Source organism: Ruminococcus sp. RTP21484sp1_RTP21277st1_D2_RTP21277_210401 (assembly GCF_040924225.1).
GTDB classification, from domain to species: domain Bacteria; phylum Bacillota; class Clostridia; order Lachnospirales; family Lachnospiraceae; genus Blautia_A; species Blautia_A faecis.
On record NZ_JBCOMJ010000011.1, the window covers coordinates 42,056 to 66,343 of the forward strand.

At 42.8% G+C, this 24,288-nt stretch carries 23 protein-coding genes and 1 other annotated feature (1 of these 24 running past the window's edge); of the genes, 18 read left to right on the top strand and 5 right to left on the bottom strand.

Going from position 1 to position 24,288, the window contains the following annotated elements:
- Window positions 1-112, top strand: a binding site (T-box leader); it begins 142 nt to the left of the window's first position.
- A gap of 74 nt (window positions 113-186) precedes the next feature.
- Complete coding sequence (locus AB5706_RS09200) at window positions 187-1,890, top strand: carbon starvation protein A (RefSeq protein ID WP_368366007.1); 1,704 nt, start codon at window positions 187-189, stop codon at window positions 1,888-1,890.
- A gap of 129 nt (window positions 1,891-2,019) precedes the next feature.
- On the opposite strand, the gene AB5706_RS09205 is transcribed toward AB5706_RS09200, so the two are convergent.
- The 3 genes from AB5706_RS09205 to AB5706_RS09215 all read right to left on the bottom strand — a co-directional run bounded on the left by AB5706_RS09205 (window position 2,020) and on the right by AB5706_RS09215 (window position 5,212).
- A complete protein-coding gene (locus AB5706_RS09205) occupies window positions 2,020-3,363 on the bottom strand; it encodes an MATE family efflux transporter (protein WP_368366008.1) in 1,344 nt (447 codons plus the stop codon).
- The gene (locus tag AB5706_RS09210; RefSeq protein ID WP_173716524.1) at window positions 3,353-3,805 is read right to left on the bottom strand and encodes a MarR family winged helix-turn-helix transcriptional regulator; all 453 of its coding nucleotides are present in this window, start codon (window positions 3,803-3,805) and stop codon (window positions 3,353-3,355) included. The genes AB5706_RS09205 and AB5706_RS09210 overlap by 11 nt, the downstream gene beginning before the upstream one ends.
- Window positions 3,806-4,078: 273 nt before the next feature.
- Window positions 4,079-5,212 carry an ROK family transcriptional regulator gene (locus AB5706_RS09215; protein ID WP_368366009.1) on the bottom strand — a complete coding sequence of 378 codons (1,134 nt, stop codon included), beginning with the start codon at window positions 5,210-5,212 and terminating at the stop codon, window positions 4,079-4,081.
- Between the two features lie 407 nt (window positions 5,213-5,619).
- On the opposite strand from AB5706_RS09215, the gene AB5706_RS09220 reads away from it, so the two are divergent.
- The 10 genes from AB5706_RS09220 to AB5706_RS09265 all read left to right on the top strand — a co-directional run bounded on the left by AB5706_RS09220 (window position 5,620) and on the right by AB5706_RS09265 (window position 14,571).
- On the top strand, window positions 5,620-7,239 hold the full coding sequence (locus AB5706_RS09220; RefSeq protein WP_368366010.1) for a mannitol dehydrogenase family protein: 1,620 nt from the start codon (window positions 5,620-5,622) through the stop codon (window positions 7,237-7,239).
- Between the two features lie 119 nt (window positions 7,240-7,358).
- Window positions 7,359-8,717, top strand: a complete 1,359-nt coding sequence (locus AB5706_RS09225) for a GntP family permease (protein WP_368366011.1) — start codon at window positions 7,359-7,361, stop codon at window positions 8,715-8,717.
- A gap of 13 nt (window positions 8,718-8,730) precedes the next feature.
- Entirely contained in the window at window positions 8,731-8,991 is a 261-nt protein-coding gene (locus AB5706_RS09230; RefSeq protein ID WP_368366012.1) for an HPr family phosphocarrier protein, read from the top strand.
- Window positions 8,991-9,380, top strand: coding sequence for a VOC family protein (locus AB5706_RS09235; protein ID WP_294423266.1), 390 nt, complete (start codon window positions 8,991-8,993; stop codon window positions 9,378-9,380). The genes AB5706_RS09230 and AB5706_RS09235 overlap by 1 nt, the downstream gene beginning before the upstream one ends.
- A gap of 267 nt (window positions 9,381-9,647) precedes the next feature.
- Window positions 9,648-10,016 carry an IS5 family transposase gene (locus tag AB5706_RS09240; RefSeq protein ID WP_368366013.1) on the top strand — a complete coding sequence of 123 codons (369 nt, stop codon included), beginning with the start codon at window positions 9,648-9,650 and terminating at the stop codon, window positions 10,014-10,016.
- A gap of 28 nt (window positions 10,017-10,044) precedes the next feature.
- Window positions 10,045-10,404, top strand: a complete 360-nt coding sequence (locus AB5706_RS09245; protein ID WP_173716515.1) for an MGMT family protein — start codon at window positions 10,045-10,047, stop codon at window positions 10,402-10,404.
- A 219-nt stretch (window positions 10,405-10,623) separates the two neighbouring features.
- Window positions 10,624-11,964 (top strand): phosphatidylserine/phosphatidylglycerophosphate/cardiolipin synthase family protein, encoded by a 1,341-nt coding sequence (locus tag AB5706_RS09250; RefSeq protein ID WP_368366014.1) that lies wholly within the window; start codon window positions 10,624-10,626, stop codon window positions 11,962-11,964.
- Between the two features lie 423 nt (window positions 11,965-12,387).
- Complete coding sequence (locus tag AB5706_RS09255) at window positions 12,388-12,555, top strand: DUF6783 domain-containing protein (RefSeq protein WP_472515479.1); 168 nt, start codon at window positions 12,388-12,390, stop codon at window positions 12,553-12,555.
- 111 nt (window positions 12,556-12,666) lie between these two features.
- Window positions 12,667-14,061, top strand: a complete 1,395-nt coding sequence (gene mgtE / locus AB5706_RS09260; protein ID WP_148461056.1) for a magnesium transporter — start codon at window positions 12,667-12,669, stop codon at window positions 14,059-14,061.
- Window positions 14,062-14,271: 210 nt separating this feature from the next.
- A complete protein-coding gene (locus tag AB5706_RS09265) occupies window positions 14,272-14,571 on the top strand; it encodes a polysaccharide biosynthesis C-terminal domain-containing protein (RefSeq protein WP_330386374.1) in 300 nt (99 codons plus the stop codon).
- Here the strand turns inward: AB5706_RS09265 and AB5706_RS09270 are convergent.
- The gene (locus tag AB5706_RS09270; protein WP_173736035.1) at window positions 14,568-15,620 is read right to left on the bottom strand and encodes an AraC family transcriptional regulator; all 1,053 of its coding nucleotides are present in this window, start codon (window positions 15,618-15,620) and stop codon (window positions 14,568-14,570) included. The genes AB5706_RS09265 and AB5706_RS09270 overlap by 4 nt on opposite strands.
- 186 nt (window positions 15,621-15,806) lie before the next feature.
- Here AB5706_RS09270 and AB5706_RS09275 point away from each other — a divergent pair, with 186 nt between their 5' ends.
- The 4 genes from AB5706_RS09275 (at window position 15,807) to AB5706_RS09290 (ending at window position 20,672) form a co-directional block, all read left to right on the top strand.
- Entirely contained in the window at window positions 15,807-17,309 is a 1,503-nt protein-coding gene (locus tag AB5706_RS09275) for a sugar ABC transporter ATP-binding protein (protein WP_173736034.1), read from the top strand.
- Window positions 17,310-17,325: 16 nt separating this feature from the next.
- Window positions 17,326-18,309, top strand: a complete 984-nt coding sequence (locus AB5706_RS09280) for an ABC transporter permease (RefSeq protein WP_243271400.1) — start codon at window positions 17,326-17,328, stop codon at window positions 18,307-18,309.
- An 87-nt stretch (window positions 18,310-18,396) separates the two neighbouring features.
- Window positions 18,397-19,542 carry a type 1 periplasmic-binding domain-containing protein gene (locus tag AB5706_RS09285; RefSeq protein ID WP_173736033.1) on the top strand — a complete coding sequence of 382 codons (1,146 nt, stop codon included), beginning with the start codon at window positions 18,397-18,399 and terminating at the stop codon, window positions 19,540-19,542.
- A 137-nt stretch (window positions 19,543-19,679) separates the two neighbouring features.
- Window positions 19,680-20,672: an ABC transporter permease gene (locus AB5706_RS09290; RefSeq protein WP_173717889.1), complete on the top strand. Its 993-nt coding sequence runs from the start codon at window positions 19,680-19,682 to the stop codon at window positions 20,670-20,672.
- Here the strand turns inward: AB5706_RS09290 and AB5706_RS09295 are convergent.
- Entirely contained in the window at window positions 20,615-20,806 is a 192-nt protein-coding gene (locus AB5706_RS09295) for a DUF6783 domain-containing protein (RefSeq protein WP_306467780.1), read from the bottom strand. The genes AB5706_RS09290 and AB5706_RS09295 overlap by 58 nt on opposite strands.
- Between AB5706_RS09295 and AB5706_RS09300 the strand changes: the two genes are divergently transcribed.
- Genes AB5706_RS09300 through AB5706_RS09310 form a run of 3 tightly spaced genes read left to right on the top strand, consistent with a single transcriptional unit; the run spans window position 20,726 to window position 24,239 of the window.
- Window positions 20,726-20,935 carry a DUF6783 domain-containing protein gene (locus AB5706_RS09300; RefSeq protein ID WP_308768373.1) on the top strand — a complete coding sequence of 70 codons (210 nt, stop codon included), beginning with the start codon at window positions 20,726-20,728 and terminating at the stop codon, window positions 20,933-20,935. The two genes, AB5706_RS09295 and AB5706_RS09300, sit on opposite strands and share 81 nt — an antisense overlap.
- A complete protein-coding gene (locus AB5706_RS09305) occupies window positions 20,923-22,482 on the top strand; it encodes an alpha-L-rhamnosidase-related protein (protein WP_202017071.1) in 1,560 nt (519 codons plus the stop codon). Before AB5706_RS09300 ends, AB5706_RS09305 begins: the two co-directional genes overlap by 13 nt.
- A complete protein-coding gene (locus tag AB5706_RS09310; protein ID WP_173717890.1) occupies window positions 22,482-24,239 on the top strand; it encodes a glycoside hydrolase family 3 protein in 1,758 nt (585 codons plus the stop codon). Before AB5706_RS09305 ends, AB5706_RS09310 begins: the two co-directional genes overlap by 1 nt.
- The last annotated feature ends 49 nt before the right edge of the window (window positions 24,240-24,288 follow it).

The window sequence follows — 24,288 nt, forward strand, 5'->3', positions numbered from 1 at the left end:
GACGTAGTCTTCACGTTACAGAAGAAGCTGTTTATACAGACAGCAATGAGTGGTCGTATTTAGTAATAGATACGATAATACAAAGTGGTACCACGGAAATTCCGCCTTTGTTATCCATTGGATAGCAAGGGCGTTTTTTATATATATTAACCACTTGACTACAAATGAAAGACGAGGAGAAAGATTATGAGTGGAATTATGATGATGGTAATCGCTATCGTAGTTCTGGGCGGCGCCTATCTTCTGTATGGCCGTTACCTCCAGAACAAATGGGGAATTGACCCGAAAGCCAAAACTCCGGCTTACGAAATGGAGGATGGAGTTGATTATGTACCGGCCGATACCAATGTAGTATTTGGACATCAGTTCGCATCCATTGCCGGTGCCGGCCCGATCAATGGACCAATCCAGGCTGCAATTTTTGGATGGCTTCCGGTACTTCTTTGGATCCTGATCGGTGGTGTGTTCTTTGGAGCAGTTCAGGACTTTGCATCTATGTATGCCTCTGTAAAGAACAAAGGACGTACAATCGGATACATTATTGAAGCGTACATTGGAAAACTTGGAAAAAAATTATTCCTTTTATTCTGCTGGCTATTCTGTATTCTGGTTGTTGCGGCATTCGCAGATGTTGTAGCCGGAACCTTTAACGGATTTGCCACAAATGATGCAGGAGAAGTGACAAAGGTAGTGGCAAATGGAGCTGTTGCAACAACTTCCATGTTATTCATTTTTGAAGCAGTTGGACTTGGATTTTTCCTGAAATACACAAAGTTCAATAAATGGGTAAATACTGCTTTTGCAATTGTGCTGTTGGTTGCAGCAATTGTGCTGGGACTGCAGTTCCCGATGTATGTAAGCCTTGGAACATGGCACATTATTATCTTTGTATATATTCTGATTGCCAGTGTAGCTCCTGTATGGGCGCTGCTTCAGCCACGTGATTATCTGAACAGTTATCTTCTGATCTTCATGATCGTGGGCGCTGTTATCGGTGTATTTGCAGCGAACCCGGCATGTAATCTTCAGGCCTTTACAAGCTTTAATGTAGATGGACAATACATGTTCCCAATCTTATTTGTAACAATCGCCTGTGGTGCAGTTTCCGGCTTCCATTCCCTGGTATCTTCCGGTACTGCTTCCAAGCAGATTAAAAATGAAAAGAACATGCTTCCAGTTTCATTTGGTGCAATGCTTATGGAAAGTATGCTTGCAATCATCGCATTGATCGCAGTTGCATCATTTGGAAAAGGAGAGGCTGCTGCACAGGGACTTACCACCCAGCCCCAGATTTTCGCAGGTGCGATTGCAAACTTCCTTTCTGTGATCGGTTTGCCTCACTCACTGGTATTTACATTGATCAACCTTGCTGTATCTGCTTTTGCGCTTACATCACTTGACTCTGTAGCCAGAGTAGGACGTCTGTCCTTCCAGGAATTTTTCCTTGATTCTGACACAGATGAGAAAAATATGAGTCCATTCCAGAAAGTAGTAACAAACAAATACTTTGCAACCATCATTACACTTGTACTTGCTTACCTGCTTACAAAGGTTGGATATGCAGAAATCTGGCCACTGTTTGGTTCTGCAAACCAGCTGTTATCTGTACTGGCACTGGTAGCCTGCGCAGTATTCTTAAAGAAAACCAAGCGTCAGGGCTGGATGCTCTGGGTACCAATGGTATTTATGATGGCAGTTACCTTTACCGCACTTGGAATGACAATTGTAAAGCTTTCCAAAGCATTTGTAACAACAGGTCTGGATCTTGGAAATTCTTTACAGCTGATATTTGCAGTATTACTGTTAATACTGGGTGTGCTGGTTGCAATCCAGGGTATTAAGAAGCTTTTGGAAAAACCAGAGGCTGAAAAAGCAGCAAAACGGGCATAATAAGAATAACCCCGTCACAAAACAAGTCCCCTACGCAGTATATTTTACAGACTGCGCAGGGGACTTTTTTTATACGGCTTTCGCCTGTTCAAAATGTCTACGCATCGTGTAGACACTTTGAATTTTTACTTATTGCCTGTTATTAATTTTTTTGTTGAAATACAGAAAGAAAATCATATTAAGCAAAATTCCAACCAGTGTGGAGGCAGGTGCCGCCAGGCCGATTTTTGTCAGGCTGGCAGCAGGCTGAATGCTCATATAATATGACATTGGAAGACGCACCAGAAGTGTCTGGAACAATCCCTGAAACATAACCCATAAGGTCTGATTATTTCCGTTAAAATAACCAACCATACTAAACATAATTGCTGTTAAAATTGTTTCAGGCGCGAAGCCCTTCAGATACTCAAAGCCTTTCTGGATAACTGCTGCATCAGTTGAGAACAGGCTGGCAAGTACATCACCCTTCAATAGAATCAGAACAAAAACCAGACATCCGAATAGCAGTCCGACTCCGATTCCGGTGAACATGGACTGCTTTGCACGCTTCGGCTTTCCCGCTCCTACATTCTGGGAAACGAAGGATGCCATGGACTGCATCAGTGCGCTTGGAATTAGCATGGCAAAGTTTACAATTTTGCAGGCAACCCCATATCCGGAGGAGGCTTCCAGTCCCAATCTGTTTACAAATGCACAAAGTGCCAGGAAGGACAGCTGGGTAAGAAATTCCTGGAGAGCCAGAGGCAGTCCGATTCCCAGAAAACGTTTACATTGGGAATTAAAACAGAAGTCGGATTTTTTGATGGAAAAGGGAAGCTTCTTTTTCAGCAGGATGATGATCGCACATACTACACTGACCGCCTGTGCGAAAACGGTTGCGAGAGCTGCGCCGGCGGCATCCAGATGAAGTCCTGCAACCAGAAATAAATCTCCGAAAATATTTACAATACAGGCTACCAGAACGAATAAAAGCGGCGACTTACTGTCACCAAGCCCGCGGAAAATAGCAGCGAGCAGGTTATAGGCAACAATGAAGAAGATGCCGCTTCCACAGATTCTTACATAGCTTGTGGTAAGTGAAACAGCCTCCACAGGAGCCTGCATAAGCACGGAAATAGGGTGGGCGAAGGTAATCATTACAATAAAAAGTATGGCAGAGATAACAGCAAAAACAACTGCAGCACCGCCAATGACAGAGCCAATCCGTTCAGGCTTTTTTTCGCCAAGATAGCGGGCTATGAGGACTGTGATTCCCATAGCAAACTGTGTTACCACAAAAGTCACAAGGTTCAGTACCTGGCTTCCGGTAGAAACGGCAGATAATCCGGAGGTGGAGCCGAAGCGTCCAACTACCAGAAGGTCTACGGCACCATATGCTGCCTGCAGTACAAGCGCTCCCAGAATCGGCAGCATAAAAAGGGCAAGCTTTTTCAGAATGCTGCCCTGGGTGAAATCATTTTTTTCATTTGTCAAGGTCAATTCTCCTTTCACACATAATCTTATAAAATTTCTCCATGGTCCGGATGGTACACAGAATGTCCTCATCTGGAATACTGTCTACATAACCGGACAGGATAGTAAAGTACTGCTTATTGTACTTTTCGGAAAGGGCTTTTCCGGCTTCTGTGACAGTAAGATAAGTAACCCGGCCGTCCTCTGCAGATGCAAACTTTTTCACATAGCCTTTGGCTTCCATGTCCTTCACTGTACGGGTTACACCGGGACGTGGGAGGGAAAGAGCATCACTTACATCTGATACCCTCACTTGGATTCCCTGCTTTTCCAGCTTTTCAATGATATCCAGATATTGAATATAAGAAGATGCAACTCCATCTGGCAGAGGCGGCAGCATATCCCGGATCCGCTTGCCCTGATAACAGGCATCCATCATACGCTTGATAAGTTCAATGTCCATAGTTATTTCTCCTTACAAAAAAATAATTACCACTGTTAATTAACAGCAGTAATTATAATAAGAGCGAAAACTTTTGTCAAGAAAAATGTGTAATTACATATTTTGCATTGATTTTTTAGGTTACTGTTTATTGGTAACATTCTGCGAGGTGTTTTTTGTAAGCAAAGCTCACAGAAAAAACGAGAACCTCGGCGCGAAATCATGCGAATGCATGATTTCTGTGCATCCCGAAGCGTGTTGCTGGTCACAGAGTGAACAGTAGCTTTTTTAGTGTCAAACTGACTGGATAAATTCCTTCACATAAAAAAGTGCAGCCCCGATCGCAGGTGTATACTGCCCATGTGTGCCCACGAGAATCTGTTCTTCTTTCAGCTCAAATGGAGTCATGGAATTGATCTGCCGCAGCAGATAATCCGTGTCATCTTCCGTAAAATAAGGTGCAAGATATCCACTGATAATGATGGGTGCATCAATAACCAGATTCAGGTTTTTCATTGCAAAAGCCAGATGTTTCAGATAATCCTCCCAGATTTGTATAAGCTGGGGGGATTTTTTTTCTCTTAAAAGAGGAAAAAATTCCTTTATAGTCATGCCGCTGGCCTGTTCCAAGGAGTTGGCAGAGCAATAGGTTTCCAGACAGCCCCGGTTTCCGCAGTAGCAAAGCGGTCCGTCAGGGTTGACACATATATGCTCGATTGTTCCGCTGTGCATAGAACGTCCCTGGTGAATCTGGTGATTGGTGATAATGGCACCGCCAAGATTTCGATTCAATAAAAGGACAACAGCGCTGTCAAGCTCCGGATGATTCCACAATTCCAGAAAAGCAGCTGATTTGGAGTCATGTTCCAGATGGCAGGGATAAGGCAGATGCCTGGAAAAATCCTTTAGACGCATACCGGTGTTGTTCATAATGTTTCCGTAGATAACAGTGGTATTATCCGGGGAAGTAATTCCCTGGGTAGCGATGGAAACCCCCAGAATTTTATTCTCCGGATACTGGTTTTTGTCAATAAAGTCCTTGACTTTGTCAGTGATCTGCTGGTAATACACAGCTGTGTTTGAGTAGGTAAGCGGAATTGTATCCGTATAGACCGTGTTTCCGTACAGATCAATGGCGGTGATATGAAACATATTTTTTAATATTCCAACACCAATGGAAATTCTGAAATCCGAAACAATCTGAATGGCATTGGCCTTTCGTCCTCCGGTGGAATCAAAGTAACCATTTTTCTCAATCAGCCCTTCATTTTCCAGAAGATTTAAATTCTGGCTGACAGTAGACAGACCCATCTGCAGATCCTGGACGATCTGTAGCTTGGAGGTCAGTTTGCTCCGGTAAATGTATTGGTAAATCTTGGAACGGTTTATCTTTTTTAAAGCAATGGTGGTTAATCCTTTTTCACTCATGATGGTCTCCTGGTTATGTTCTTAGTACAACGTAAGGTTAGTAACTGTTAACAAATACTCAAATACGTAATGCTACTGTCCGCTGGTAACAAAGCGCGTACTGCAGACCATGAAGTGAACAGTAATTACGTAATCTTTACTTTATCAGATAATGTTAAGTCTTACTTGCATTTTAATATAGAACAGTTAGAAAAGCAATAAGCAGAAAACTACTGGTAAAACCATACAAAAATTAGAAACAAAAATTAGAATTTCTGTCAATGGATTTTTGAAAAGAAAAGATATATACTCAACTTACAATTAAGACATACACATAAGTTAAAACAAAAAGAAACATAAAGAACAACAAAACAGATTGGGATTGAGAATCAGATCTGTACAATAAGAAAATTAGGGAGGAACAGAACATGAAATTAACATTAAACGGAATCAAAGAGCATGAAGCATGGGAAAATGCAGGAATTCAGCTTCCAGGTTATGATGTGGAGAAAATATCTGCCAAAGCGAAAGAAGCTCCGGTATGGGTACATTTTGGAATCGGCAATATTTTCCGTGTATTTATCGGTGGTATTGCAGACGGACTTCTGGAAGACGAAATTCTGGACAGAGGAATTACCTGTGTGGAGACCTTTGACTATGATGTAGTGGATAAGATTTATGAACCATATGACAATCTTGGATTAAATGTAATCCTTCATGGAGACGGAACCCGTGAATATAAGGTTCTGGGCGCTCTGGCAGAAGCTGTAAAGGCTCAGTCTTCAGAACTGGCTCAGTGGAACCGTCTGAAAGAAATTTTTACCAGTAAATCCCTTCAGATGGTATCCTTTACAATCACGGAAAAAGGATACGCATTACATAAAGCTGACGGAACCTGGTTCCCATTTGTACAGGCTGATATCCAGAATGGTCCGGACAAGGCCACAGGTGCCATGGCAGTTCTGGTGGCAATGCTTTATGAGAGATATAAAGCAGGCAAATATCCGATCGCTCTTGTATCTATGGACAATTGTTCCCAGAATGGTGCGAAGCTTCGTGAGTCTGTGCTGACTATGACAGAAGAATGGAAGAAAGCCGGATTTGTAGATGATGGATTTGTAAGCTATGTAAGTGATGAGAAAGTGGTTGCTTTCCCATGGACCATGATCGATAAGATCACACCTCGTCCCAGTGAGCAGATCGCAGCCGACCTTGAGAAGCTTGGCGTAGAAAGCATGCAGCCTGTTATCACAAGTAAGAAAACATACATTGCACCATTTGTAAATGCTGAGAAACCACAGTATCTTGCAATAGAGGACAGCTTCCCCAACGGACGTCCTGCTCTGGAAAAAGGCTTCGGCGTATACATGGCAGACAGAAATACAGTAAACCTTTCTGAACGAATGAAAGTAACGGTATGTCTGAATCCGGTCCATTCTGCAACTGGTCCTCTTGGCGTGGTTCTTGGATATGACCTTTTTGCCCATATGCTGAATACAAATGAAGACATGATGAAAATGGCACGTATGGTAGCCTATGGTGAGGGTCTTCCGGTAGTTGCTGATCCTGGAATCCTTTCTCCACAGGCATTTGTGGATGAGCTCTTTAACGATCGTTTCCCAAATGAATACCTTGGCGATACCAACCTTCGTCTTGCTGTGGATGTATCCCAGATGGTTGGAATCCGTTTTGGAGAGACTGTGAAGGCATATGTAAAGAGATTCGGGGATGCATCTAAGCTCACAGCAATTCCTCTTGGAATCGCTGGCTGGTTAAGATATATGCTGGCAGTGGATGATGCAGGAAATAAATACGAACTGGCACCAGATCCGATGAATGAGGAACTTCAGGAACAGTTAAAGGATATTGTTATTGGAAAGCCTGAGACCTTTAAGGATCAGCTGAAGCCGATCCTTTCTAACGAGCGTCTGTTCTTCACAGATCTTTACAAAGCTGGTGTGGGAGAGAAGATTGAGAACATGTTCCGGGAAATGATCGCAGGACCTGGCGCTGTGCGAGCTACCATCCATAAATATGTTGCAGCGTAATAAATTTATCTGAGATGCACTACGCTGATAAGTCCCGAATATAGGATAGTAAAAATGCGGGTGTTATTATTGGTTTAACTGTAGATTATGGAATGAGAAATTTGGGGAGGAGATACAAAATGACAGAACCGGTATTTGCGGCGGAGTCAGCCAGACTGCTGATCGCGGCAGCAGCAGGAATTATATTGCTTCTGCTTCTTATCATTAAATTTAAGATTCATCCGATTTTATCACTGCTGATCTCAGCATTGGTTATTGGACTTGGAGCCGGAATGCCGGTTCCAACTCTGGTAAGTACAGTGGAAAAAGGTGCTGGGGATACCCTTCAGGGCATTGTCCTGTTAATTGGACTTGGTTCTTTGTTTGGAGGAATCCTGGAAGTATCCGGAGGTGCACAATGTGTTGCCCAGACTTTGATCAATAAATTCGGCGAAAAAAAATCTGGAATTGCTCTGGGAATCACAGGGCTGGTAGTTGGTACAACCGTATTCTTTGAGGCTGGTGTGGTGATTCTCATTCCACTGGCATTCGGACTTGCAAAAAAGACAAAGAAATCTACTTTATATTATGTGATCCCTCTTCTGGCAGGACTTGCCACAGGCTTTGCATTTATTCCGCCATCAGCAGGCTCTGTCCTGGTGGCAAATATGCTGAACGTGGATCTTGGCATTATGATCGCAGTAGGTGTGCCTGTTGGAATTTTGTCACTGATTTTTGCCGGTATTTTATGGTCAAAATTTATCGGAAGTAAAATTAATGCAGGACTTCCTTCAAATATTCAGGAAGTTCGGGAAGCCGAAGAAGGAAATCTTCCGAAGTTTTCTACAGTGTTATGTATTATCCTTGTACCATTGGTACTGATTTTGTGTAACACACTTTCAATTTATATTCCTGGTATTGCTCCGGCGAGACCAGTGCTGGAATTTCTGGGAACTCCATTTGTAGCGCTGATCATTGCTGTGTTGTGTGCCATGTACTTCCTTGGTAAAAAACAGGGATATGATGGAGAACAGTTAAAGAAAATCCTGGACCGTTCCCTGCGCCCTACAGGACAAATCCTTCTTGTAATTACTGGCGGCGGAATTATCCGCTGGGTGCTCCAGGACTGCGGTATGGGAAACATTATCGGACCAGCCCTTGAAAAAAGCGGTCTTCCATTAGTATTGGTTGCTTTTCTCATCGCAGCACTGATCCGCGCGTCTGTTGGAGCTGCTGTGGTAGCCATGACAATGGCAGCCGGAATCATGGCCGCTATGCCTGGAGTAGCAGGACTGTCACCACTTTATCTGGCGGCTATGGTCTGTGCCATCAACGGAGGCGCGACCGCTTTCAGCCATGTAAATGATTCAGGCTTCTGGCTGGTCAGCTCCCTTCTTGAGATTGATGAGAAGACGACCTTGAAATCCTGGACCATGATGGAAACTATCATTGGAATTACAGGTCTGGTCTGTGCGATTGTGCTCAGCCTGTTTGCGTAGGAGCGTGAAAGCGATGAAAATAAAAGTAATATTGGGAACTATGCAGAATGCAAGTAAACTGGTCAGTATTGCAGGATCAATTGCATATGATGTGGATTTGTGTTATGGCCGTTACATAGTAGATGCGAAATCCATGCTTGGAGTCTTAAGCCTGCCGGATTTTGCATATGGAGAATTGCAGATTCCAGTTGAGACGGAAGCGGAAAAGAGGCAGATTTTAGAAAAGCTGGCCGAAGCCGGGCTGTTATATGAGAAAAAGCAGGAGGAAAAATAATGTTAAGGGAGCAGTTAAATGGAATTCAGCATGTAGGAATTCCCACAAATGATATAGAAGCAACCATTGAATTTTATGGAAAGCTTGGATTTGAGGTCGCTTTGCAAACTGTCAATGAGGAAGCAAATGAGAAAGTTGCATTCCTCAAGCTGAATAATCTGGTAATTGAGACCTATGAGAATAAAGCCGCAAAAATGGAATCAGGTGCTATTGATCACGTCGCAATTGATGTAAAAGACATCGAAAAAGTATATGAACTGATCAACCATGCTGGTTTAAATACCACCAGGGATACGATCCATTTTTTACCATTCTGGGAAAACGGAGTCAGATTTTTCACAATTAAGGGACCGAATAAGGAAAAGATAGAGTTTAGTCAGTATCTGTGATACCCCGGCGGGAACATTCAATTACCCATTCGTAAATCAAGTAGGAAAATACAGAAAGAAGGCATATGCCATCACACTTGGAGTAGTCGGTGTGATGGCATTTTGATTTACGAGGGAGTCTTATATTCAAATTGTCCAAATGGGTACAACATAATTTTCCCTGTCGATTACGCCTACGCTAGAGCCTGTTTGAAAAATAAAAGTTGCACAAAGCATATATTCTAATACCCATTTTCATGTTAGAATAAAGAAAAAGGGGTGTTAATTATGTTGAGACGATACGAATTAACCGATGAAGAAAGGAACCGTATAGCTCCATTACTGCCGCCTGAAAATTCCGGAAAACAGGGACGCCCCCAAAAGTGCAGCCGGGCAATTCTGAAAGGAATTGTTTGGATTGCTCGTAACGGAGCTCCATGGCGAGACCTTCCAGAACGTTATGGTTCCTGGCAAACTGTTTATTCCCGTTTCCGTAAATGGATTGAAGACGGCACCCTTGATAATATTTTTCGTGTTTTGAGCTTAGAAGCCGAATTAACAGAACTGTCAATTGACGCTTCTATTGTCAAAGCTCATCAGCATAGTGCTGGAGCAAAAAAAGGGGGCCACCAAACGAAATACTACATGGCAAAATAGAAATGAATAAAAGTAGGTGACAAAAGTTATGATTGACGATCCCTTTTCAGATTTACTGAAAACAAACAAACGCAAAGAAAATATCTCCAAATTAAACGATGATCTTGCCTATGAGATTCTTTCCGTGGTGGAGGAAATTCCGGCTGGGAGAGTGGCAACCTATGGACAGATCGCGAAGCTGATCGGGCGGGAGAAGAATTCCAGATTGGTGGCGGGAGTGTTGTCACATGCAGAGAACTATGGGAAGTTTCCCTGCCATCGGGTGGTGAACCACATGGGGAGGCTGGCGCCGGGGTGGACAGAGCAGGAGTGGCTGCTGAAAGGGGAAGGAGTTACTCTGAAAGAAAATGGTTGTGTAGATTTGAAAAAATATTTGTGGGAATGTTGATTTTAGAAAGGGTGTATAACGATAAAGAAAAATCTAAAACGAATACGGAATATATTTTTATGGTTTTTACTTATTGTAGTACTGGTAAATGTTTTTGCACCGCTGTATTGCAGGAAGCCAGATGAAAAATTTGCGGAAACGCTGAAACAGACAGAATTTACTTCCGATACGTCAGGGGGCGAACGGATCCGCTGTATTGATGATAATGAAGAGGCACTTTTGTGGCGTCTGCGGATGATTGGAGCGGCGAAGAAGAGTATTGTACTGGCAACCTTTGATCTGCGGGCAGATGAAAGCGGAACAGATCTTCTTGCAGCATTGGATCAAGCTGCCAAAAGAGGTGTGGAAATCAAACTATTGATCGATGGTATTTACCAGCAGCTTTTCTTGAATGGAAGTAAAGACTTTCAGGCGTTGGCAGCGAGGGAGAATGTAGTTGTTGGTGTTTACAATCCGGTGACTCCAGCAGGCTTATTTAAGCTGAATTACCGTATGCACGATAAATATGTGATCGTGGATGACGAAATGTATCTACTGGGTGGACGCAACAGCAATGATATTTTCCTTGGAGATTATACCACGGATATCAATGTGGACAGGGATATTCTGGTGTGGGATATCACAAAGGGCGAGGGAGAATCTCTGCAGGAACTGGAAGCGTATTTCCGGCAGATATGGAATGAGGACTGCGTGCAAATAAAGGGTGGAAGAAAAAAGAATAGTTCAGATATTTCTGTGTCAGAAGAAGCATCGGATGACAGTGAGGGTGCAGAAAGCAATTTAAAAAACTCAAATATTGTGAATGGAATACCGAATGTTGAAAATGAAATTGCAGACGAGACACAGGAAAAGCTTTCAAAGTACGAAAAACAGTACCAGTCTTTAGAAATGCGTTACGCTTCCCTGAAAGAAAAATACGCCGATATTGAAGATTACAGCTCCTGGCAGGAGGATACCATTCCGGCAAATAAAATTACGCTTGTCAACAACGGAACCCATGCAGGTCCAAAAACGCCCCTGGTACTTCAGACAATCCGTTATCTGGCGCAGAATACAGACAATGTAACGATCCAGACCCCATATGTAATTTGCAACGGATACATGTACGACACTTTAAATGAAATCGCGTCCCATGCCCAGTTAAAAATCATTCTTAACGCAGTAGAGAAAGGCTCCAATCCCTGGGGCTGCACCGACTACCTGAATCAGAAAAAGAAAATTCTGAGTATCGGTGCCGATGTATATGAGCTGATGAACGAGGTTCCAGTTCACACAAAAGCTGTTCTGCTTGATGACCGACTTTCTGTCGTCGGATCCTATAACCTGGATATGAGAAGTACTTATCTGGATACGGAATTAATGCTTGTTATCGACAGCAAAGAACTGAATCAGCAGATTCAGTTCACGGAAGGTACTTACATAGAAAAAAGTAAAGAAGTTCTGTCAAACGGACAGGAGACCGAAGGAGCACAGTACGAAACGAAAGTGCTGAACTGGCAGAAAAAGCTGTTCTATGGAGTATTAAGAATTATAATAAGACCATTGCGCCAGTTGCTGTAATTGATATCGTGTTGATTCTTTTGAGACGGCTTTTGCCGTCTCTCTTTTTCTATTTGCCCACAGAAAAATGACAGCTATGTAAAGAAATGGAAAGAAACTTGAAAAAATCAGGTAAATAGCAAAATAGGAATTGATTTTTTGTATAAAAGCAGTTAGAATGACCTGTGGGAATAAAATATATTCCCACAAAATCTAAGAACAAAGGCAGGTGAACAGAATGGATAGTTGCGATTCTCATGGGCGAAGTAGTTGCATAGGATGGAAAAACGAAATGACAGATGAGCATCGCGCACATTCTGTTCTTCTTTTCATGTAAAAGGCGCATTGCGCTTAAGAACACTGTTTCATTTCTTTTTTCTATCCTATGAGTTCTTCAGAAGAATCCAATATTCCCTAGAACCTGTTTGAAAAAGCATTTCCGCAATCTGCGCTCCATTTTGCAGTATATTTTACCCGAATTCGGTTGCCGTAGCCTACTATGGTGCCTTCATTCTGGTGAAATCTCCCACAAATTGTGACGTACATCTTGCAGAAAACCTTTTTCAAACACGCTCAAAGAACAGAAAAGCTATACGCTTATATTCTGTTTAAATACGGATTTTACTGTCCGTAAAAATGGACTTTGTATAAGTCTGTCAAAAATACATAAGATAAACACCTGGAAATGGTGAACTGTCTTATTGTCAGATTGGAGAAAGTAGGATGGAGAAAAGAGTGCAGGACTACACCCAGGACATTCTGGCTGTAGTAAGAAGTAATACCTCTCCGGCAGCTATGAGCGATAAGCTGGGAGATTTTCATGCCAATGACATTGCAGATGCAATGCCGAGGCTGACTGTTCAGGAACGCTGCAAACTGTACCGTATTCTGGAACTGGATATGCTGTCCGATATTTTTGAGTATACGGACTCAGATAATGCAGCAGAATATGTGAAAGAGATGGATGTAAAAAAAGGTGCAGCCATTCTTTCACGCATGGAGACTGATGCCCTTGTAGAGGTTCTTCATAAGATTGATAAAGCCAAAAAGAAATTGCTGTTCGAATTAATGGATGATGATGTCCGCCATGATATTGAGATGATCGCTTCCTTTGATGAGGATGAAATCGGTAGCCGTATGACGACTAACTGCATTATCATTCGTGAGAACCTGACTGTGAAGCAGGCTATGAACAGCCTTGTAGAGCAGGCTGCTAAGAACGATAATATTTCCACAATCTTTGTGGTAACCGAGTCACAGAAATTTTACGGAGCCATTGATCTGAAAGACCTGATCATTGCAAGACAGGATAAATCTCTGGAAGATCTGGTGGCAACCTCTTACCCATATGTATATGCCGAAGAGGATATTGACGACTGTATCGAAGAACTGAAAGCGTATTCCGAGGATTCCATTCCCGTGCTGGATAATGACAACCGCCTTTTAGGTGTTATCACATCTTCCAATATCATCGACCTGGTTGATGATGAAATGGGAGAGGATTACGCCATGCTGGCAGGTCTTACCGCAGAGGAAGATCTGAAGGAACCGCTGAAAGAGAGTATGAAGAAACGTATGCCATGGCTGATCGTTCTTCTTGGTCTTGGAATGGTTGTATCCTCTGTAGTTGGTGTCTTTGAGAACGTAGTTACCCAGCTTCCCATCATCATGGCTTTCCAGTCCCTTATATTGGATATGGCCGGAAACGTCGGTACGCAGTCCCTGGCTGTTACCATCCGTGTCCTGATGGATGAGTCCCTCACCGGCAAGCAGAAGCTGGAACTTGTATTTAAAGAAATGCGGATTGGTCTTTGCAATGGTGCGTTGCTTGGTATACTGTCCTTTGTACTCATTGGACTTTACATTTACTTATTTAAAGGAAAGACTTTGGTATTTGCATACGCCGTATCCGGTTGCATCGGAGTCGCCCTGCTCCTTGCAATGCTGATCTCCAGTGCCGTAGGTACCTGTATCCCTCTGTTTTTCAAAAAAGTAGGTGTAGACCCCGCCGTAGCCTCTGGTCCATTGATCACCACCGTCAACGACCTTGTTGCTGTTGTGACATATTATGGACTTGGATGGGTATTCCTCATCGGAATACTGCATCTGGCAGGTTAATAAGATTGTATATTGAAAGCTCTTTGGGAAGTTAATAAAAATTCCTAGGGGGCTTTTCTTATTGCTATTTAATTGGTTGGTCGTTATCCCGGACGCGATTTCACAATGTATATTTACCGCCGCGCGTCGCAACGTTCCGGCAAGCTAATGACTAACCTTTTACTGCACAAGTCAAAAAGTGCGTTCAAGTGTTTTTTAGAGAAACAAAAAATGAAACGAATCGACTTTGAAATAGGAATCTGCTTCCCGCTGATCCTAGACTCACTATTCATTTTTGTGTTTGGATTTGGTATCCGGGGAGCTGCCATTGCAACTGTAATCTCCCAGTTTTTATCCGCAGCCTATGTACTTCTTTTCCTTGAGAAAAAGGCAGAAATGAAGGCACGGCTCCTGAAGAAAAAAGAACTTTCAGGATGCATGGAGAATGCAAAAAATATTATCAGCCTGGGTACTGCAGGCGTTATCATGCTGCTGACGGTGCTGCCAGAGCTGAAAAGAATGGAAAATTAAAACAACCGATTTTTGGCCTCCTGTTTTCGATAAGCAGAAGGCGTCATCCCAGTATGTTTTTTAAACTGGCGGATATAATGTTCTGTGGTATCATATCCGATTGCTTCCGCAATATTTGCCACAGTCATAGTTGTATTCGCCAGGAAATCCTGGGACCGTTCGATTCGAACGGTACGGACCACTTCTGTATAGGTCATTCCCATCAGATCTTTAATTAAACGGGAAGTGTATTCATTGGAATAATGAAAACGCTTTGCCACAGTCGAAAGTGTCACATCTCTGTAATTATCCTGGATATACTGAATAATCGCATAACGCTGCACATCAATCTTGCTGTTGAAAAGAGGCATCTGCACAGATTCCGAGTAATTTCGTACCAATAGATAGAAATCCAGAAGCAGTACATTGGTAATGCACTGATAAGAGTATTCCTGTTTATTCATACTTTCCCATAACATCCAGCAAAAAGATTCCCGGATGTAAGAATCCATTCCTGAATGAAAAAGAATATAATCATTTGCTCTTTTTGCATAAATATTATTCAAAAAGAAAGAAGAGAGCTTATTTGGCGTATTCAAAAAATTATAAAACATACTATGCAGAGTGTTGCGGCGGAGCATGATGTTGATAATAATACTATCATCATAAACAGAAATAGAGTGCTCTACAGAAGGGGGGATTACGCAGAAATCTCCTGTTTTCATGGAAATGGTCTGTCCGGAAATCTCCTGTGTACACTTCCCGTCGTAAACATATACCAGCTCAAAAAATGTGTGGGAGTGAATCAGCGCCGGGCTATAGCGGTTATGCTTCTGTACCACAATGCTATCTTTGTCCGCCATATCAAAAAAGAAAGAGTCTTTAAATTCCGGTGGAATGGTTTCTTTCACTTCCGGAATCAGTAAGTGGCGGCGGATCACCTCCTGAATATCCTGTTTTGCGATATAAGCATAAATCTGCCCGGCTTCCCGGGCTTCATACTGTTCTTTATAAAACAATTCTTCATCATTAAACTGATAAATCTGATGTCTCAGTTCTTCAACATCCATAAAAATCCCCCTTTTACAAAATCTATTCACACAATCCAAAATATTAAAATAAAGCTATTTATATGATGTATTTTAACATCTTAGATCAAATACATCAATAAAACTGAGCTAAATTGTGAATTTGAAATTTTAGGGGGAAGAATATAATAATCTCATAAACAGTTTTCAAGTGAACGGAGGGTAAACATGAGTGAACCGATTCTTGAAATGAAAAATATTTCCAAGAATTTTGGAAGCGTAATAGCACTGAAAAATGTAGATCTGGAGGTATATCCAGGGGAAATAAGAGGTTTGATCGGTGAAAATGGTTCTGGAAAGTCTACCATATCTTCTATTGCAGCTGGCATGCAGAAAGCCACCAGTGGAAGAATGACTTTCAAAAAGCAGAGCTGGGAACCAGCGAGTATGATAGATGCGCTACAAAATGGAATCGGAATGGTTGTGCAGGAGAGCGGAACCATTTCGGGGGTAACCGTTGCAGAAAATATTTTTCTGGCAGAGCTTTCCCAGTTTCGGAACAAGCTGGGGATGATCAATAAAAAGGCAATGAACCAGAAAGCGACAGAGGCAATGAGAGCCATTGGAGTAGAACATGTAATCGGCGATATGCCTATTGATTCACTGGATTTTCAGACCAGAAAGCTGGTAGAAATCGCTAAGGTTATGCTGAAAAATCCAGACATTCTGGTAATTGATGAGACAAGCACAGCACTTTCACAGGATGGACGTGAGATCATGTATTCCTTGATCCGAAAGCTGCGGGACAGTGGAAAAGCAATAATCTTTATTTCCCATGACCTGGAAGAGATTATGGAAGTTTGTGATACACTCACTGTTCTCCGTGATGGAAACCTGATCCGTACGTTTAAAAAAGAAGAATTCAATGCGGATGAAATCCGTACAAGTATGATCGGCCGCGAGCTTCAGGGAGATTATTACAGAAGTGATTTTACCCCAAGCAGCCAGAAAGAAGCTGCCATAACAGCCACTAATCTGAAGTACAAAGAGGAGTTAAAATCTGTAAGCATTACTTTGAAAAAAGGCGAAATCTTAGGCATTGGCGGACTTGCCGCCTGCGGAATGCACACTTTGGGAAAAGCCATGTTCGGCGCACTTGCCCTGGAAGAGGGAGAAGTAACCACTTACGATGGAACGAAGATCAACAGTCCCCACATCGCAGTTGCAAACAAGATTGGTTATGTGTCAAAGGACAGGGATGTGGAATCCCTTTGTCTGTCCGCAAGTATCCAGGACAACATTGCAGTTGGCGGAATGGAAAAATATGCCGTAAACGGATTCCTTATAACAAATAAAAAGGAAAAAGAATATGTGGCAAAACAGATAAAAGATCTTTCTATTAAATGTTCTGATGGCGACCAGCTGACAAGCCAGCTGTCCGGCGGAAATAAGCAGAAGGTTGTATTTGGAAAATGGATCGGCTGTGGAAGTGAGATCCTGATCCTGGATTGCCCCACCAGAGGTGTTGACATTGGCGTCAAACAGTCCATGTATCAGCTGATGATGGAGCTGAAAAAAGAGGGAAAAGCAATCCTGCTGATCAGCGAGGAGCTTCCGGAACTGCTGGGAATGAGCGACAGGCTTCTGATTATGAAAGACGGAAGCATTACCGGTGAATTTATGCGAAGTGAAAGCCTGACAGACGCAGATGTAATTGGATATATGATTTAAGGGGGAACATCAGATTATGAAAAATAATATGAATAAATATATAGCAGCCCAAACTGCGATAAAGGTTCTTCCATTTGCGGCTCTGGTGCTTTTATTCGGAATCTTCCTGGCAGTAGTCAGTGCAAAAGGCTATCGGCTGGATATGTATCTGCAGATTGTTTTTAACGAAGGTGTTGTGTTGGCGGTGGTTGCTACAGGAGCAATTTTCATTTACACATTGGGAACTTTTGATATCAGTCTTGGCGCTGCAACCTTGTTTTCTGCAACCATGGGTGTGGTTACTTACAATACTACACAGAATGTGGTGTTAATGATCCTGGCAATCTTTGTAAGCGGAGTTGCATGTTCCCTTGTAAATTCCCTGCTGGCTTCGGTATTTCATATTCCAGCATTTGTTACTACAGTTGCCATGATGTCTGTGCTTTCTGCGATTGCCTCACAGATCATTACCACAAAGGGTGGTGCACTTGGCGGGATCAGTATTCCGGGAGTAGTGGTAAAGCCGTTTGACAATATAGTTTTTAAAATCGTAGTATTGGCAGTCTTCTTTATTATCAGTTATTTTGTTTTCAATCTTACAAAAGTGGGAAGAAGGCAGAAATTTATCGGAGGAAATCCGGTGTGCGCAGCTCTTACCGGAATTGAATCCAACAAATATACCATTATTGCTTTCGTAATGGCAGGCCTGGGCGTAGGGCTTGGAGCGTTTCTTACTCTGGTTTATACACCATCTGTAACAACCACTACGGCCTCCAGCATTGGTATGAATATTTTTATTGCAATTGTATTTGGCGGAATGCCTATTTCAGGCGGAGCACGTTCCAGAATTTATGCGGCACTGGTTGGCGGTTTTTCCTTTATCCTGCTCAATGACATTCTGGAGCTGGTGATTGACGGAAGTGCGGCTTATGGAATCACCCAGGTGATCAGTGCAGTATTTTTCCTGATCGTTGTATATGTAACAAGCATGAATTATAAGACAAATATACTTCCAAGATAATGGAGAATAAGAAATAACTGTCCGATATATGGGATTTTTAATGGTGAATTAGCGTATAACGCTGCAAATAAAAAGGAGGAAATTCTAATGAAACGAACAATGAAAAAAATGGTAAGCATGGCATTAACAGGAACTATGGCTGTAGCAGTTCTTGCAGGAGCAGGAACAAGTGAAGTAAAGGCTGCTGACAAGGCAAAGATTGGTGTGCTGGTTGCAGACGTAAGTGGCGAGGAAGCACAGGGCTTCCGTTCTTATTATGAGAATTATATCGCTGGTAACTATGACGTAGAATTTAACTACACAGATGCGCTGCAAAGTGCAGAAGATGAGAAAACAGCAATTGAGAAGTTTGCTTCCCAGGGGTGTCAGGCAATCATCTCTTTTTCCAGCAACGATCGTGTACAGCAGATTGAGACTTGTGAAAAATACGGAGTTTACTATGCGGTAGCTTCCGGTGTGCTGGATGACGCACAGTATGAAACTTACAAAACTTATGAATATTTTGCTGGTCAGGTAGGACCTGGAAATGATACAGAGTTTGAAGCTGGAAAAGATATGGGAGCTTACTACAAAGAGCAGGGTGTTTCCAAAGTAGCAATCTATGGAGCTTTTATTCCGAACCCAATGCATGTTTACCGTGTTGCTGGTGTCCTTAACGGACTGGGTTGCACCTATGGCGGAGAAAGCGATATGAACGCTATCGCTGGACAGATTTTCCAGGATCAGACAGTTGATTTATCTAAAGTAGAAGGCGATGTAGAGGTTGTTTCCTATCTTCAGGGATATGGTGACACCACAACGGATGAGTTAAACGCAGCAATCCAGAAAACACCGGATGCATTTATTTCCGTAGGTATGGCAACCACATTCTTTGCACAGTCCTTAAGTGAGGCAGGAATCTCCTTCTCAGATATTGATTCCTTTACTGAGACAAACGGAAATTCTATGAAAAATGGTACCCTTACTTATCTTGCTGGAAAATATTCTTCTTCTATCGGACCAGTTTTTGCACTGGTAATGAATGCAATCAATGGAAATGTGATCAGAGACGAGGACGGAAACGCTCCATCTATCAGCCAGGGATATCTGGTAGCAACTGACAGCGACACATTTGATAAATACTCTGTTTCTGACAGTGGTGATGCACCAATCTATGACAAAGAAACTCTGGACAGTATTATTGGCGATAACGTTACATTTGAGGATGTAAAAACATTAGTAGAATCTAAGTAATTGTTTTGCAGGTAACTGTGAAGACATTAAACAGTTACGAATTTAAATAACTGGAAATTAATTTATGAAAGCTCTGACCGATAACCCTGGATGCCCATATCCAGGAAATCGGACAGGCTGGATGGAGGCTGGAATTTATGAGCACCCCTAAGAAAATAGCGGGAACATTTACGATCCCTGTACTGACCTTACTTATTTTGGAAGTGATCTGTCTGTCACATGGAGAAAACATCATAACAAATCAGAAGGGCTTTGATAATTTTGTGGTCTATACTGCAATTGTTATGATTACAACAATTGCCCTGTCCATTAACCTGAACAGTGGAAGATTTGATTTTTCACTTGGAGCCATGGCTTCTCTGTCTGCTGTAGTGGGAGCGAAGATAAGCTATGCAGTATTAGGCGGCGGCTCAGGAAGTGCAGCACTTATGCTGGTAATCACTATTGCGGCCGGCGCTGTGCTGGGAATGGTATCTGGTCTTATTTATGTGACTCTCAGGATTCCGCCCATCATAACATCTTTGGGTGTAACCCTGATCTATGAAGGTGTTTTGTACACCATTACAAGCGGAAAATATGTAATGACAGAGGTACAGAATTCTTCCATGTCAGGCTTTGTAGGAACCTGGATTTATGCGGCGATTATTATTGCTGTGGTACTGGTCCTTTCCATTCTTCTGTTTGATTATACAAGGTTTGGTTATGACTATAATGCATTGAAAAATGGGCAGAAGGTAGCAGTAAATACAGGAATCAAAGAGATTCCAAATGCCATTGGCTGTTATGGGATCTGCGGTGCGCTGATGGGAATTGTTGGATTTTTGAATGCGGCAAGAAGTACGACCATCAATGGAGGCCAGCTGAACTTTGGCTCTATTTCCATTATGTTTACAGCATTTTTGCCAATGTTTATTGGTTCTTACATAAGCAGGTATAGCAATGAGAAACTTGGATTTTTGCTGGCTGCGGTTTGCATGTCTTTGCTGAATTCCACATTTGCAGTTCTCTCAAATGTGGTGACCGCTTCCATGCAGTCTATTATCAATGCAGTATTGCTGATGGCATTCCTGATTTATCTGAATAATGAAAAATTACTGGTAAGAATTTTCACGGGAAAAATCAGACAATAACTTGAGCCTGTTTGAAAAATCATTCCTGCAATCTGCACGCCCCACTTTGCGGTATATTTCACCCGAATTCGGTTGTCGTAGCCCGCTACGACGCCCTCATCCGGGCAAAATCTCCCACAAATTGTGACGCACATCTTGCAGAAAGCCTTTTTCAAACACGCTCTGAGATTGCAGCGGCCCTGCCGGAAAACTCCGTAGGGTCGCATTTTTATAACAATTTTGACAAAATTCTATGTGACAAGAGGTTTTTATGGCTGAAATGAAAAATCAGAAATTGTTGAATAAAGCATTAAATCTGCTTCCGGATCTGGTTGAGACAAAAGTAGATGCAGTGCAGACAGTAGAACTTTATAAAAATGATAACAGTATTGTCATTGAGCAGGCAGTTGATTACAGAAAGAGAGTTTTGAAAAAGGGAAGCCGGGTATGCCTGGATTTTGGAAATCATCAGGTTGGGTATCTGACTTTAAATCTGAATTACAGGGGGAGTCATCCAGACGCGCCTGTGTGGCTGAAGCTTCACTTTGCAGAAAATGCGACGGAGCTTTTTGAAGATGGAAAAAGCTATCAGGGCTGGATCTGTTCTTCTTGGATCGAAGAGGAACAGCTCCATGTGGATGTGGTTCCTTCCCAGCTGCGCCTGCCAAGGAGATATGCGTTCAGGTATGTGATGATCGAGGTTCTGGATATTAGTTCCAAGTTTGATCTTGTTGTGGAAGATGCTTTTTGTACCGCTGTTTCTTCTGCGAAAGACCAGGAGCTTTCCGCATTTAAGGCGCAGAATCATAAGCTGGCAAAAATGGATCAGATCGCATGCAGAACCCTTCACAATTGTATGCAGCAGGTGTTTGAGGACGGTCCGAAGAGAGACCGCAGACTGTGGATGGGAGATCTTCGTATCCAGGCACTGACCAATTATGAAACTTATAACAATAATGATATGGTGAAAGCCTGCCTGTATCTGTTTGCAGCACTTCCTATGGAAAAAGGAAGGATGGGGGCGTGCTTGTTTCTTTCCCCGGAACCGGAAGTGGATGATACCCAGATGTTTGATTATTCCCTGTTTTTCATAAACACACTTTGGGACTATTACGAAGCTACAAAGGATAAGGAAACTTTGCAGGAGTTATGGCCTGTAGCATTAAGACAGATCGAACTGGCAGAAGAGCAGCTGGATGAGAAAATGTTGGTAGGAGATTCAGATGTGCTGGGCTGGTGCTTTGTGGATTGGAATCTGAATCTGAATAAACAGGCGTCTGCCCAGGGGATTTTTCTTTATGCGCTTAGTGCAGCTATCCGGATTGCCCAGGTGCTAGGAGATGTTATGACGGAGGAAAAACTGGCGGAGCTTTACTGTGAGTGCAGAAATGCGGCGAATTTATATCTCTGGGATGGAGAAAAACAATGCTACATCAGTGGAAAAGAAAGACAGGTTTCAGTTGCTTCCCAGGTGTGGATGATTTTGGGAGAGGCGATTGAAGACCAGGCAGCAGTAAATCTTCTGCGCAGGGTGGAGACCATTTCGGAAGCTGAAAAAATGGTGACGCCATACATGTATCACAATTATATTGCGGCGCTGCTTCTTGTGGGGGAGAAAAAAATGGCTCTGCAGAAAATGGAAGCATACTGGGGCGGCATGACCGATCTGGGAGCGGATACATTCTGGGAATTATATAATCCGGAAAACCCTTCAGAATCACCATATGGCGGCACCATCGTGAACAGCTACTGCCATGCCTGGAGCTGTGGCCCGGCGTATTTTCTTAGAAAGTATTTTACAGCAGACGGCTCATTGAAAGGGGAAAAATAATGACAGAGATCGATATGAAAGGAAATCCTTTTTTTCTGGATGAAGAAGGAGAAAATTGGGTTCTGGATACCTGGAAAAATATGAGTCTGGAGCAGAAATGCGGACAGGTATTTTGCCCCATGGGGTTCAACGGAGAGGAAGAAACGCTGAAGCATTTTACCCAGGATATTCAGGTGGGTGGTCTGATGTATCGTGCAGACAGCGCGGAAAATATTCAGGATATTTATAGAAAGCTGCAGGCGTTTTCCAATATTCCGCTGCTACTTGCGGCTAATACGGAAGCAGGCGGAGACGGACTTGCCTATGAGGGAACTTCCTTCGGAAAACCTATGGCAGTGGCGGCTACAGATGATCCGGAAAATGGATACCGAATGGGATATACCGCCTGCAAAGAGGGTGCAGCTTTGGGGCTGAACTGGTCTTTTGCGCCTATTGTGGATATTAATTATGATTTTCACAATCCCATTACCAATGTAAGAACTTTTGGAAGTGATCCAAAGAAGGTGCTGGATTTTGCCCTGGAATATATGAAGGGAGCAGATGAATGCGGTGTGGCTGTTGCTATCAAACATTTTCCAGGAGATGGGGTGGATGAAAGAGATCAGCATATTCTTACAAGTGTTAATTCTTTTTCTACAGAAAAATGGGATGAAACCTATGGATATGTTTATGGGAATCTGATAAAGAAAGGTGCGAAGACCGTGATGGTAGGGCATATTGCCCAGCCTGCTTATGTGAAGGCGCTCAATCCCCAGGCAACCAGGGAAGAGATGCTGCGTCCGGCTTCTTTATCCAAGGAGCTTCTTACTGGGCTTCTCAGAGGAAAGCTGGGATTTAACGGGCTGATCAGCACAGACGCAACACCTATGGTTGGGTTTACCGCAGCTATGAAGCGCAGCGAGGCGATTGTTCAGGCAATCAATGCAGGCTGTGACATGATTTTGTTCAACAAAAGTCTGGAAGAGGATTTTGGATATCTTCTGGCTGGTGCGAAAACTAGAAATTTGAGCATGGATAGACTGGATGAGGCAGTTCTCAGAATTCTGGCCACAAAAGCGTCACTGGGGCTTCATAAGAAGAAAGCGGAGGGCACTCTGGTTCCAGAAAAAGAGGCGTTGGAAATTGTGGGCTGTGAGAAGCACAAAAGCTGGGCGAAAAAGGTGGCAGACCAGGCAATAACTCTGGTAAGGGATGAGCAGGAACTGCTTCCAATTTCCCCTAAGAAATACAAGCGGGTTTATCTGAATGTAATCCAGAAAGATCTGGATCCAGAGAATGCTTTTGTGCAGTCATGGAAAGAGAAGTTTGAGCAGGAAGGCTTCCAGGTGACGGTCCGTGACCGCCGGGTATCTATCTCTATGGAAGATTTCGTGAATCCGGCAGGTATGACACCGGAAAAAGGAAAACTGATGCACGAAATGTACCGAAGTGTGGAGGAGATGAAGCAGGACTACGACTTGTATGTTTATATCTGTAACATGGAAAATGCTTCCAATAATACCACTCTTCGCTTGAATTGGAATGTGTGCTTCGGGCTTGGAGATGATGCACCCTGGTTTGCTCCGGAGATTCCGGCGCTGATGATTTCTACAGCTTATCCATTCCATCTGTTTGATGCACCGATGGTGAAAACTTACATTAATACATACAGTGGGAACCCGGAATTTATTCAGGCAGCAATGGATAAGATTATGGGACGCTCGGAATTTACAGGGGTAAGTCCGGCGGATCCTTTGTGTGGGAAAAATTATATTTAAGATGATTGCTGGCAGGTTTATTTGCAGTTGTTAACGGAATGGAGAAATA

What these genes read in the sequence shown, in the direction of transcription:
- AB5706_RS09200 (WP_368366007.1), top strand. Translation starts at nt 187, where the DNA reads ATGAGTGGAATTATGATGATGGTAATCGCTATCGTAGTTCTGGGCGGC.
- AB5706_RS09210 (WP_173716524.1), bottom strand. Translation starts at nt 3,805, where the DNA reads ATGGACATTGAACTTATCAAGCGTATGATGGATGCCTGTTATCAGGGC.
- AB5706_RS09215 (WP_368366009.1), bottom strand. Translation starts at nt 5,212, where the DNA reads ATGAGTGAAAAAGGATTAACCACCATTGCTTTAAAAAAGATAAACCGT.
- AB5706_RS09220 (WP_368366010.1), top strand. Translation starts at nt 5,620, where the DNA reads ATGAAATTAACATTAAACGGAATCAAAGAGCATGAAGCATGGGAAAAT.
- AB5706_RS09225 (WP_368366011.1), top strand. Translation starts at nt 7,359, where the DNA reads ATGACAGAACCGGTATTTGCGGCGGAGTCAGCCAGACTGCTGATCGCG.
- AB5706_RS09230 (WP_368366012.1), top strand. Translation starts at nt 8,731, where the DNA reads ATGAAAATAAAAGTAATATTGGGAACTATGCAGAATGCAAGTAAACTG.
- AB5706_RS09235 (WP_294423266.1), top strand. Translation starts at nt 8,991, where the DNA reads ATGTTAAGGGAGCAGTTAAATGGAATTCAGCATGTAGGAATTCCCACA.
- AB5706_RS09240 (WP_368366013.1), top strand. Translation starts at nt 9,648, where the DNA reads ATGTTGAGACGATACGAATTAACCGATGAAGAAAGGAACCGTATAGCT.
- AB5706_RS09245 (WP_173716515.1), top strand. Translation starts at nt 10,045, where the DNA reads ATGATTGACGATCCCTTTTCAGATTTACTGAAAACAAACAAACGCAAA.
- mgtE (WP_148461056.1), top strand. Translation starts at nt 12,667, where the DNA reads ATGGAGAAAAGAGTGCAGGACTACACCCAGGACATTCTGGCTGTAGTA.
- AB5706_RS09265 (WP_330386374.1), top strand. Translation starts at nt 14,272, where the DNA reads ATGAAACGAATCGACTTTGAAATAGGAATCTGCTTCCCGCTGATCCTA.
- AB5706_RS09270 (WP_173736035.1), bottom strand. Translation starts at nt 15,620, where the DNA reads ATGGATGTTGAAGAACTGAGACATCAGATTTATCAGTTTAATGATGAA.
- AB5706_RS09275 (WP_173736034.1), top strand. Translation starts at nt 15,807, where the DNA reads ATGAGTGAACCGATTCTTGAAATGAAAAATATTTCCAAGAATTTTGGA.
- AB5706_RS09280 (WP_243271400.1), top strand. Translation starts at nt 17,326, where the DNA reads ATGAAAAATAATATGAATAAATATATAGCAGCCCAAACTGCGATAAAG.
- AB5706_RS09285 (WP_173736033.1), top strand. Translation starts at nt 18,397, where the DNA reads ATGAAACGAACAATGAAAAAAATGGTAAGCATGGCATTAACAGGAACT.
- AB5706_RS09290 (WP_173717889.1), top strand. Translation starts at nt 19,680, where the DNA reads ATGAGCACCCCTAAGAAAATAGCGGGAACATTTACGATCCCTGTACTG.
- AB5706_RS09295 (WP_306467780.1), bottom strand. Translation starts at nt 20,806, where the DNA reads ATGTGCGTCACAATTTGTGGGAGATTTTGCCCGGATGAGGGCGTCGTA.
- AB5706_RS09305 (WP_202017071.1), top strand. Translation starts at nt 20,923, where the DNA reads ATGGCTGAAATGAAAAATCAGAAATTGTTGAATAAAGCATTAAATCTG.
- AB5706_RS09310 (WP_173717890.1), top strand. Translation starts at nt 22,482, where the DNA reads ATGACAGAGATCGATATGAAAGGAAATCCTTTTTTTCTGGATGAAGAA.